Annotated in this window: 9 protein-coding genes; 6 read left to right on the top strand and 3 right to left on the bottom strand. The window is 44.9% G+C overall.

Annotated features, from left to right (window positions below):
* Positions 1-258 precede the first annotated feature (258 nt).
* The 4 genes from AB4249_RS12605 (at position 259) to AB4249_RS12590 (ending at position 5,377) form a co-directional block, all read left to right on the top strand.
* Positions 259-2,196, top strand: a complete 1,938-nt coding sequence (locus AB4249_RS12605; RefSeq protein ID WP_372103418.1) for a polysaccharide biosynthesis protein — start codon at positions 259-261, stop codon at positions 2,194-2,196.
* 538 nt (positions 2,197-2,734) lie between these two features.
* Complete coding sequence (gpmM, locus tag AB4249_RS12600) at positions 2,735-4,267, top strand: 2,3-bisphosphoglycerate-independent phosphoglycerate mutase (protein ID WP_102332651.1); 1,533 nt, start codon at positions 2,735-2,737, stop codon at positions 4,265-4,267.
* Positions 4,268-4,617: 350 nt separating this feature from the next.
* On the top strand, positions 4,618-5,064 hold the full coding sequence (locus tag AB4249_RS12595; protein ID WP_017093683.1) for an HI0074 family nucleotidyltransferase substrate-binding subunit: 447 nt from the start codon (positions 4,618-4,620) through the stop codon (positions 5,062-5,064).
* Positions 5,054-5,377, top strand: coding sequence for a nucleotidyltransferase family protein (locus tag AB4249_RS12590; RefSeq protein WP_372103415.1), 324 nt, complete (start codon positions 5,054-5,056; stop codon positions 5,375-5,377). The genes AB4249_RS12595 and AB4249_RS12590 overlap by 11 nt, the downstream gene beginning before the upstream one ends.
* 15 nt (positions 5,378-5,392) lie before the next feature.
* Here the strand turns inward: AB4249_RS12590 and AB4249_RS12585 are convergent, their stop codons facing one another.
* The 3 genes from AB4249_RS12585 to AB4249_RS12575 form a co-directional block, all read right to left on the bottom strand.
* Positions 5,393-5,581, bottom strand: coding sequence for a hypothetical protein (locus AB4249_RS12585; protein ID WP_017067159.1), 189 nt, complete (start codon positions 5,579-5,581; stop codon positions 5,393-5,395).
* Positions 5,582-5,689: 108 nt separating this feature from the next.
* Positions 5,690-6,175, bottom strand: coding sequence for a methylated-DNA--[protein]-cysteine S-methyltransferase (locus AB4249_RS12580; RefSeq protein ID WP_372103412.1), 486 nt, complete (start codon positions 6,173-6,175; stop codon positions 5,690-5,692).
* 141 nt (positions 6,176-6,316) lie between these two features.
* Positions 6,317-7,666, bottom strand: coding sequence for an MATE family efflux transporter (locus AB4249_RS12575; protein WP_065584506.1), 1,350 nt, complete (start codon positions 7,664-7,666; stop codon positions 6,317-6,319).
* A 218-nt stretch (positions 7,667-7,884) separates the two neighbouring features.
* Here AB4249_RS12575 and AB4249_RS12570 point away from each other — a divergent pair, with 218 nt between their 5' ends.
* Positions 7,885-8,175 carry a co-chaperone GroES gene (locus AB4249_RS12570; protein WP_010433998.1) on the top strand — a complete coding sequence of 97 codons (291 nt, stop codon included), beginning with the start codon at positions 7,885-7,887 and terminating at the stop codon, positions 8,173-8,175.
* Positions 8,176-8,381: 206 nt separating this feature from the next.
* Complete coding sequence (gene groL, locus AB4249_RS12565; protein ID WP_017061290.1) at positions 8,382-10,028, top strand: chaperonin GroEL; 1,647 nt, start codon at positions 8,382-8,384, stop codon at positions 10,026-10,028.
* Positions 10,029-10,098: the final 70 nt, after the last annotated feature.

Raw genomic sequence — 10,098 nt, 5'->3', positions numbered from 1 at the left:
GCTTACTGGCTTACTGGCTTGAGAGTTTCAGGTATGAGATTGTTGTTCGTGTAAGATACCGTCTTAATAAGTCACCAAACCCCCAATAGATGAAAGTTGTCGAACTGTTGGGGTTTTTATATCAATAACAAATTAAAGCGCGAATTAAATATTCGGGTTATCTTTTGCAAGTTCTCTTTGCGAATTTAAATAATGTTCAACACATCCACTCATGCAGTCTTTGTGGTTTATTAAATACTCATAAATAAGAATAACTTTATGCAACGTCTAAACTTCATATGGCACCTTTCTCGTTTTAAAAAGCGGGTTATCAGTGTTTCTATTGATGCTTTACTCATTATATTTGCTCTGCACATTGCGTTGTGGACAAGGCTAGGCGATTTCCAATTTTTGAATGATGGCGACAACTTATTACTGACAGGCTTAACAGTAATGATGACGGTGCTTATTTTTACTAAATTAGGGCTTTATCGCGCAGTACTTAGGTATCTCACCTTTCAAGCACTGTTTGTGGTAACGGCAGGCGCAATATTGTCGGCAATCTCTTTGGCTCTGTTTGCCTATTACCTGCAAGAACCAGTCCCTCGTACGGTGCCTATTATTTACGGTGCTTATTTAGCTTTGTTATGTGGCGGCTCTCGTTTGGTGGTTCGCAATCTTGTCGCGACGACGTCGAAAGATTCACGTCAAGAAGTATTAATTTACGGTGCGGGCTCAGGCGGCCGACAGTTGGCTGTCGCGTTAAGAGCGTCTGAAAACTATCGAGTACGCGCGTTCATTGATGAAGACAAAACGCTCACCAATACGATGATTTTGGGTTTGCCCGTTATTGTATTAGACAAAGCGGAAAGGTTGATTGAGAAGCACGATGTTTCTAAAATCTTGCTCGCGATCCCAAGCGCTTCTCGCGCTCGCCGTAAGCAAGTATTGGATTTGCTGGCGCAGCTGCCCGTTGAGATTCAAACCGTGCCTGAAATGGCGGATATTGTGTCAGGTAAAGCAAAAATTGATGAACTTACCGATGTACCTATCGAAGATTTGCTCGGTCGTGATGCGGTTGCGCCTCAGCAAGCTCTGATGGAAGCTGACATCAAAGATAAAGTGGTGATGGTGACCGGTGCTGGCGGCTCTATTGGTTCTGAACTTTGTCGTCAAATCCTCAAACAACAACCTAAAACATTAGTGTTGTTTGAAGTCTCTGAGTTTGGCTTGTACCAAATTGATCGCGAGCTTTCTTTAGTTAAAGAAACCAAAGGTTATGATGTTGAAATCGTTCCACTGTTAGGCTCGGTGCAGCGTTCGCATCGCTTGTTAACCTCAATGCAGTCTTTTGGTGTCCAAACGGTTTATCATGCCGCGGCTTATAAACACGTTCCTCTAGTCGAGTACAACGTGATAGAAGGCGTACGTAACAATGTTTACGGGACTTACTATACGGCTAAAGCGGCGATTGAAGCGGGTGTTGAATCGTTTGTGCTTATCTCGACAGATAAAGCGGTACGCCCAACTAACGTGATGGGTACCACCAAGCGTATGGCGGAATTAGGCCTGCAAGCTTTAGCTGAGCAAGAGAACCAAAAAGAGCACGGTACACGTTTCTGTATGGTTCGCTTTGGCAATGTGCTTGGCTCGTCTGGCTCGGTGATTCCTCTGTTTAAAAGGCAGATTAAAGCCGGTGGCCCACTTACTGTTACCCACCGCGATATTACCCGTTTCTTTATGACTATCCCTGAAGCGGCGCAACTGGTTATCCAAGCGGGCGCTATGGGTAAAGGCGGCGATGTTTTCGTTCTTGATATGGGTGAATCGGTCAAAATCACAGACCTTGCAGCAAACTTGATCAACCTTTCAGGCCTTTCTGTTAAGAATGAAGAGAACCCTCATGGTGATATTGAAATCCAATTCTCTGGCCTGCGTCCTGGTGAGAAGCTCTATGAAGAGTTATTGATTGGCGATAATGTATCCCCAACCGCTCATGAGCGAATCATGACGGCACAAGAAGTGTTCTTACCGATTAATGAATATGACACGCTACTTGAATCTTTGGATTTCGCTTGTCATAACCTACAACATGATGCGATTCGCCAGCTTCTTCTCGATGCACCAACCGGGTTTAAGCCGACAGATGGGGTAGGGGATTTGGTTTGGAATGCTGCTCAGAACCAAGAAGAGCTCCTTCTAGAGCCTAGAGCCTAGAACCGATATTGGGTTCGGTTATTTGAATTATGACCTTCCGTTAGCGTGTTTTTTACACAATTCTTTCGAAGGTGTTCTGTTTATTGTCCATAATTACTGTGAGCTTTAATAGCGAAATGAGGCAGTAATCATGATAATAGATATTTCATCTAATCAAGAAATTGAAGAAAGTTTGGATCAAATATTGTGGGATGATTTTAGCTTTCAATATGTTACCAACAAAACCATAGTGATAGAGCAACCGGTGGTGCATGATCTAAAGTCACAGGACGATGATGAAGAGCATGACACTGAAATTAATCTTCTAAACTGAAGAGCCGTGAGGCTACCGTTGTTCCGCTTTTTCAATAGGATGGTGGGGATATAAGTATTCATATCCCTACTTTACTCCCTCCTAAAATGACGCTTTTTTTCACATCCGATCCTCTTACCTGAGCCCTTTCTTGATCTTCCACTACAGTTTTGACTGTAAACTGTAGTAAAATTACGCTAATTTGTTTTTATACCGATTTATTTTGAATTGAACGAGGTCAGTCCTATGTCAGCTAAGAAGCCAATGGCTCTAGTGATCCTTGACGGTTACGGTTACCGTGAAGACAACCAAGACAACGCTATCGCGAACGCTAAAACACCAGTTTTAGACGGTCTTATTGCTAACCAACCTAACACGCTAATCTCGGCTTCTGGCTTAGATGTAGGCCTACCTGATGGCCAAATGGGTAACTCTGAAGTGGGTCACACCAACATTGGTGCGGGTCGCGTGGTATACCAAGATCTTACTCGTATTACTAAGTCAATTTCAGATGGTGAGTTCGGCCAAACTGAAACGCTAGTGAACGCTATCGATAAAGCGGTGAAAGCTGAGAAAGCGGTTCACATCATGGGCCTTATGTCTCCAGGTGGCGTTCACTCTCATGAAGATCACATCTACGCAGCTGTTGAAATGGCAGCAGAACGTGGCGCAGAGAAAATCTACCTGCATGCATTCCTAGACGGCCGTGATACGCCGCCACGCAGCGCAGAAAACACACTTGCACGCTTCCAAGCGTTGTTCGCTAAGCTAGGTAAAGGCCGTGTTGCTTCGCTTATTGGTCGTTACTACGCAATGGACCGTGATAACAACTGGGATCGCGTTCAAGAGTCTTACGACCTGCTGACTCAAGCAAAAGCAGAATTCACGTTTGATACAGCGGTAGCTGGTCTAGAAGCAGCTTACGCTCGTGACGAAAACGATGAGTTCGTTAAAGCGACTGAAATCAAAGCTGAAGGCGAAGAGTCTGCCGCTATCGTTGATGGCGATGCGGTTATCTTCATGAACTACCGTGCCGACCGTGCTCGTGAAATCACACGTGCGTTCGTTCCTGATTTCGATGGTTTTGCTCGTAACGTATTCCCAGCGATCGATTTCGTGATGCTGACTCAATACGCAGCAGACATCCCGCTTCTATGTGCATTCCCACCGGCTTCTCTAGAGAACACTTACGGTGAATGGCTATCGAAGGAAGGTAAAACGCAGCTACGTATCTCTGAAACAGAGAAATACGCGCACGTTACTTTCTTCTTCAATGGTGGTATCGAAGACGAGTTTGAAGGTGAAGAGCGTCAACTTGTTGCTTCTCCAAAAGTAGCAACTTACGACCTACAGCCAGAAATGAGCGCACCAGAGCTAACTGAAAAGCTAGTTGCAGCAATCAAAGGTGGTAAATACGACGCGATCGTTTGTAACTTCCCTAACTGTGACATGGTTGGCCACACTGGCGTTTACGATGCAGCAGTTAAAGCCGTAGAGTCGCTAGACGAATGTCTTGGTAAAGTGGTTGAAGCAATCAAAGAAGCTGACGGCCAACTGCTTATCACCGCAGACCACGGTAACGCAGAAATGATGGTTAACCCAGAAACGGGTGGCATCCACACTGCACATACTAACTTACCAGTGCCGCTTATCTACGTGGGCAGCAAAGACGTTGAGTTCAAAGAGGGCGGTAAACTGTCTGACTTAGCACCAACGATGCTTTCTCTGTCTGGTATCGCAATCCCGGCAGAAATGTCAGGTGATGTGATCGTTAAATAGTCAGTAGTTAAATAGTTGTTTGGCTCAGCGGTTCACGTTGAGCTTTAACGATTTTGAAAGCCCGCACTTCAAAGTGCGGGCTTTTTTATAGATGTGAGATACGAGTAAGCGAGATGAGAAGAGCTTAAGAACGGATGCGTGATGTGAGATACGGGTAAACGAGTAGCGAAGAGCTTAAGGACAGGTATTGGGTAAGAAAAACATGCAGGGGAGAACATAAGGGCACGACCTTAAACAAAAGACGAAAAGAACAGTCTTGATGAATATCGAAAGAGTGACATTGCTTGAATGATTAGGTAGCTTAAGGCTCATACTATACTTGTCTTTTACCTTATATTTAGGCTGTTTATATGAACTCAAACCCAGACCGCTGGAAGCAACGACTGCAAAACTTAATGAAAGCGCAGCAAAGGCTTGAGAGAGCGTGCTCACAAGATAGCTACAATGAGTTAGAGCTCGCTGGGTTAGTACAAACTTTTGAATTTTCTTTCGAACTGACATGGAAGACCCTTAAAGACTTACTTGAGTTTGAAGGGTTTGATGTGGCTTCGCCGAGGAGCGTTTTTCGTACGGCCTTAGAAGCTAAGCACCTGTCTTCGGAGCAGTGTGAGATTATGCTTGAAGCACTCATAAAACGAAATTTATTGTCCCACACCTATGATGAGGAAAATGTCCTTGAAGCTCAGTCACTGATCTTAGAGTCATTTTCACCAGTGATAGGGCAAGTCACACTCTATTTAAAGCTTAAATGTGATCAAGAGGGTCAATGCGAACAAGAGGTTAAATGTGATCGATAGTTATTTGGTTAAACCAGACTCGGTCGGCCTTAAGCCTCATCAGTATCAGCTGATTGAGGATATTGTTTTGAATCATGCTTTAGTCATTCATGCCTGGGTATTCGGTTCTAGAGCCCTTGGAACTTATAAAGATAACTCCGACATCGATATTGTTATCGAGGGGCATGGGATTTCGTTAAGTGTCGTCGCAGGCTTGCAAGATCGTTTAGAACAATCGTCACTTCCGTTCAAGGTTGACTTGCTCGTTAAACATAGAATTACATCGAATGAGCTACTTGCCCATATTGACACTTATGGGATTAAACTAAAGTAACCGAACGTATTATTATCAGCGTAACGGTGATGTTGATTCTTGAACCGATTGTTTACGTTTTGCCAGTTTATCTCGAATCTGAGTACCTGAATTGACTCGGTCATGTTTTTTATCATCAATAGAAAACGATAATAGTTTCATTGGCGCTATAGCTCCATCTCTACGCTTTCGATCTTCATAAGATTCAATCGTATCAGTGGACATTACTATCACCTCTTTGTATGAAATTTTAAATATAGACTATATGTTGTCTGGTGATAATGGCGCTTCTTGATGGCGAAATTTTATATTATTGATCTAGTGAGATAAGGTTTACTTCTTTTTATTTAAGATCGAACGCTCAAAATCTAACAACCACTCTTTGCGATTCATACCGCCGGTGTAGCCGGTTAATGTTCCATTCGCGCCGATGACTCTATGGCAAGGCACAACAATACTAAATGGGTTCTTGCCATTTGCACCACCCACAGCTCTTACTGCTTTTGGGTTATCCATTATTTTCGCTTGTTCACCGTAACTGATGGTTTTGCCATAAGGAATGGTTGTTAAAGCCTGCCAAGCGGATTTTTGAAAGTCAGTGCCTTTTATCGCTCTTAATGGCAAATCGAATTCTATTCGTTGACCTGCGAAGTACTCATCTAACTGTTTCGCTGCCAGTTGGCAAAGGTCATCTGGATTGCTAATCATTAGCTCTTCGTGATTTACATGGTCAATTTCAATAAGCGACACACCATTGCTAACAATGATCATCTTGCCAATTGGTGCGTCATAGAACATTTTGTAAGTGGTGTCTTCCATGTCATCTTCCTTTTTTTAGTCTTTTTCTGCTCTCAAGCTCTTCGAATCTCGTAACTGCTCTTAAGCTCTTAAATCTTTTCGCATCCCAGTTACTCGCATCTCGTATCTGCTCTTATATCTTTTCGCATCCCGTATCTGCTCTTATATCTTTTCGTATCCCGCATCTGCTTTACCCCTTACACGAAGCGCAAACAAGTACCCTGAAATACCGCCGACAATGTTCCCCAAGGCTAAGCCTATAAACAGCCCTTCGACACCATCAATTTGGCTGCCTATCCAAGCGAATGGCAAGGTAAAGACAAACAAACGCATGAAGCTCCATTGAAAGGCTTTGAGTGGTTGATGCATGGCATTCATCCCACTGATCAGCATCATCACAATGCCTTGGAATCCATAGCTAAAGGGCACGACTAACAGGTAATGCCACAATATGCCTCGGACGGATTCTTCTTGAGAGAACAGGGCAGCCAAAGGAATGCTCAACGGCACCATCATTAAGAAAATCAAACCTTGGAACATCACAGCAAAACGCATACTCAGAAACAGTGCCTTAAAACTGCGTTGTGGGTTGTTTGCGCCAAAGTTCTGCGCCATGAAAGGCGTAAGCGCCGAAGTAAGAGACATCAACACAATGATAAGAATGGACTCGATACGTTGCGCTGCGCCATACGCCGCCACGGCTTCAGTCCCTTGTTTGGCCAGCATCATCATGATGATAGCGCCGGCAAGTGGGTTCAGAGCGTTAGACAAAGCCGCTGGGGTGCCTATTTTTAAGATCTGTCGCCAGTCACTGACGATGTTTGTCAGCTTAGGCGGCGCAAGCAGTTTTTCTCGCACCATCAATACGTAGAGTGAGCCACACAAAGCACCAAACCAACTGAAACCACTGGCAATCGCAGCGCCTTGAATCCCCAGTTCAGGAAAAGGCCCATACCCGAAGATAAGTAGCGGATCTAAAACGCCATTGATAAGGCCAGCCAGTAGCATGATCTTAGCGGGTGTTTTCGTATCACCGCTGGCTCGAATCGCGCTGTTGCCTGCCATGGGGATGACCAAAAATGGGATCGCGAGATACCACACCGACATGTATTCCGATATCAGCGGCAACAACTCTTGCTTTGCTCCTAGCAGGGTAAACATAGGTTCTAAGGCGATAATACCTAATGTAGACGCGCAGCCGACCAGAAGCAGAGCCAGCAATAAGCCATGACAGGTAAAGCGTGCTGCATTTTGTGCGCTGCCTTGGCCAAGCAATCGACCGATACATGTCGATAAGCCAATACCAATCCCCATGGTGATGCAGTTAATCGCAAAGGTAACTGGAAAGGTAAAGCTCACTGCTGCAAGTGCTTGTGTGCCGAGCAGTGAGATAAAGAAAGTATCGACGAGGTTAAACATCAAGATCGCCACCATACCGAATATGGTCGGTATGGTCATGGTACGCAATGTACTCTCAATTGGGGCAGTTAATAGCCCGTGCTTATCTTGCATGCAAAACGCCGATAGAAACCAAAAGCGTAGGATAAACAGATGCGGGATACGAGTAAACGAAAAGCAGGGAAAGATGAGGGGTGAGAATCTGCACTTTAGCTCACAATTTTTTCGTTCCCCCCTTGGGATCTTTCACATCGCCCCCAACATATTGTTTGACCCACGCTAATCGTGGCAACTATCAAAATTTAAATGGAAATTATCAGGAGATAAGACCGATGAATATCCGTCCTCTACATGACCGAGTTATCGTTGAGCGCCAAGAAGTTGAATCTAAATCTGCTGGTGGCATCGTTCTAACTGGTTCTGCCGCAGAAAAATCGACTCGCGGTATCATTCTAGCTGTTGGCAAAGGCCGCATTCTAGAAAACGGTTCAGTGCAACCGTTGGACGTAAAAGTTGGCGATACCGTTATCTTTGCTGAAGGTTACGGCACGAAAACTGAAAAAATCGACGGCAAAGAAGTTCTGATCATGTCTGAAAACGACATCATGGCGATCGTCGAGTAATCTATTTTTCATTTAACTCTCAGTAAAAGTTATCAGAGCCAGTATTGGATGATTCATATCGTCATTCCAGAAATGAGGAACGAATTATCTGGAATCTAAACAGAGTGCGATTTGAGTAGATTCTGAATCACGTTCGTCCCTCACTGTTCAGAATGACGCGATAACGCTGAGACGCCCCGAAACAAAGAATTTGAAAGGAAATTAAGATGGCTGCTAAAGACGTTAAATTTGGTAATGACGCACGTATTAAAATGCTAGAAGGTGTAAACGTTCTGGCTGACGCAGTAAAAGTAACGCTAGGTCCTAAAGGCCGTAACGTTGTTCTAGACAAATCATTTGGCGCACCAACGATCACTAAAGATGGTGTTTCAGTTGCACGTGAAATCGAACTTGAAGACAAGTTCCAAAACATGGGCGCGCAAATGGTTAAAGAAGTGGCTTCGCAAGCGAATGACGCGGCGGGCGACGGTACGACTACAGCAACAGTTCTTGCTCAAGCAATCATCACTGAAGGCTTAAAAGCCGTTGCTGCTGGCATGAATCCAATGGATCTTAAGCGCGGTATCGACAAAGCAGTTATCGCTGCAGTTGAAGAGCTAAAAGGCCTTTCTGTTCCATGTGCAGATACAAAAGCTATCGCGCAAGTAGGTACTATCTCTGCGAACTCTGATTCGACAGTAGGTAACATCATTGCTGAAGCGATGGAAAAAGTAGGTCGTGATGGCGTAATCACGGTTGAAGAAGGTCAGGCTCTACAAGACGAGCTAGACGTAGTTGAAGGTATGCAGTTCGACCGTGGTTACCTATCTCCTTACTTCATCAACAACCAAGAAGCGGGTTCTGTTGATCTAGAAAGCCCATTCATTCTTCTTATCGACAAGAAAGTTTCGAACATCCGTGAACTTCTTCCGACTCTAGAAGCAGTTGCTAAGGCATCTCGTCCACTTCTTATCATCGCTGAAGATGTAGAAGGCGAAGCGCTTGCAACTCTAGTTGTGAACAACATGCGTGGCATCGTTAAAGTGGCTGCTGTTAAAGCGCCTGGTTTCGGTGACCGTCGTAAGTCTATGCTGCAAGACATCGCTATCCTAACGGGCGGTACGGTTATCTCTGAAGAGATCGGCCTAGACCTAGAGAAAGTAACGCTAGAAGACCTAGGTCAAGCTAAGCGTGTAACTATCACTAAAGAAAACTCAACCATCATCGATGGCGCGGGCGAAGAAACAATGATCCAAGGTCGTGTTTCTCAAATCCGTCAACAAATCGAAGATGCAACGTCTGACTACGACAAAGAGAAACTTCAAGAGCGCGTAGCTAAGCTAGCTGGCGGTGTTGCAGTAATCAAAGTAGGCGCTGCAACTGAAGTTGAGATGAAAGAGAAGAAAGACCGCGTAGAAGATGCACTTCATGCAACTCGCGCTGCCGTTGAAGAGGGTGTGGTTGCTGGTGGTGGTGTTGCACTTATCCGCGCTGCATCTAAAGTTGCTGGCCTTGAAGGCGACAACGAAGAGCAAAACGTCGGTATCCGTGTTGCACTACGTGCAATGGAAGCGCCTATCCGTCAAATCACGAAGAACGCAGGTGATGAAGAATCTGTTGTTGCTAACAACGTTCGTGCTGGCGAAGGTAACTACGGTTACAACGCGGCGACTGGCGAATACGGCGACATGATTGCAATGGGTATCCTAGATCCAACTAAGGTAACTCGCTCTGCACTTCAGTTCGCAGCGTCAGTTGCTGGTCTTATGATCACAACAGAAGCGATGATCACTGATAAGCCACAAGATTCTGGCCCTGCAATGCCTGATATGGGTGGCATGGGCGGTATGGGTGGCATGGGCGGCATGATGTAATCATCCCCCTTTCTCTATAGCAGAGAAAGTCACACATAAGCTTTAGAAAACGGAGACTTCGGTCTCCGTT

This window comes from Vibrio sp. 10N.261.55.F4 (genome assembly GCF_041470465.1).
Classification (GTDB): Bacteria; Pseudomonadota; Gammaproteobacteria; order Enterobacterales; family Vibrionaceae; genus Vibrio; species Vibrio crassostreae_C.
This window is presented reverse-complemented; position numbering and strand designations above follow the sequence as displayed.